1 rRNA gene is annotated in these 1,517 nt (G+C 50.6%); it reads left to right on the plus strand.

From position 1 onward, the window contains the following. Nucleotides 1-26: 26 nt before the first annotated feature. Nucleotides 27-1,517: ribosomal RNA gene (locus tag ACWYU8_RS21940) — 23S ribosomal RNA — on the plus strand; the annotation flags it as partial.

Consider the following 1,517-nt stretch of genomic DNA (forward strand, 5'->3'; position numbering starts at 1 on the left):
CAATTCGAAACTCCTTCGGGTTGTATGGTTAAGTGACTAAGCGTACACGGTGGATGCCTTGGCAGTCAGAGGCGATGAAGGACGTATTAACTTGCGATAAGCCCAGATTAGGCAGTAAAAGCCACTTGAGTCTGGGATTTCCGAATGGGGAAACCCACTTACATAAGTAAGTATCCTGTTGTGAATACATAGCAACAGGAGGCGAACCGGGGGAACTGAAACATCTAAGTACCCCGAGGAAAAGAAATCAACCGAGATTCCGAAAGTAGCGGCGAGCGAAATTGGACTAGCCCTTAAGCTTTACACGCGTTAGACGAACGGTCTGGAAAGTCCGACGATACAGGGTGATAGTCCCGTAGTTGACGATGTGTGTTCAGTGAAATCGAGTAGGGCGGGACACGTGATATCCTGTCTGAATATGGGGGGACCATCCTCCAAGGCTAAATACTACTGACTGACCGATAGTGAACCAGTACCGTGAGGGAAAGGCGAAAAGAACCCCTGTGAGGGGAGTGAAATAGAACCTGAAACCGTGTACGTACAAGCAGTAGGAGCAGGCTTGTCCTGTGACTGCGTACCTTTTGTATAATGGGTCAGCGACTTATATTCAGTGGCAAGGTTAACCATCTAGGGGAGCCGTAGGGAAACCGAGTCTTAACTGGGCGTTCAGTCTCTGGATATAGACCCGAAACCAGGTGATCTAGCCATGGGCAGGTTGAAGGTTGAGTAACATCAACTGGAGGACCGAACCGACTAATGTTGAAAAATTAGCGGATGACTTGTGGCTAGGGGTGAAAGGCCAATCAAACCTGGAGATAGCTGGTTCTCCCCGAAAGCTATTTAGGTAGCGCCTCGGACGAATACTACTGGGGGTAGAGCACTGTTAAGGCTAGGGGGTCATCCCGACTTACCAACCCTTTGCAAACTCCGAATACCAGTAAGTACTATCCGGGAGACACACGGCGGGTGCTAACGTCCGTCGTGGAGAGGGAAACAACCCAGACCGCCAGCTAAGGTCCCAAATTACTACTAAGTGGGAAACGATGTGGGAAGGCTCAGACAGCCAGGATGTTGGCTTAGAAGCAGCCATCATTTAAAGAAAGCGTAATAGCTCACTGGTCGAGTCGGCCTGCGCGGAAGATGTAACGGGGCTAAGTAGTAAACCGAAGCTGCGGCAATATACTTTTGTATATTGGGTAGGGGAGCGTTCTGTAAGCGGTTGAAGGTGTGTGGTAACGCATGCTGGACGTATCAGAAGTGCGAATGCTGACATGAGTAACGATAAAGGGGGTGAAAAACCTCCTCGCCGGAAGACCAAGGGTTCCTGTCCAACGTTAATCGGGGCAGGGTAAGTCGACCCCTAAGGCGAGGCCGAAAGGCGTAGTCGATGGGAAACGGGTTAATATTCCCGTACTTCTTACAATTGCGATGGGGGGACGGAGAAGGCTAGGTGGGCCTGGCGACGGTTGTCCAGGTTCAAGTGCGTAGGCTTGAGAGTTAGGTAAATCCGGCTCTCT

This window comes from Vibrio limimangrovi (assembly GCF_054064025.1).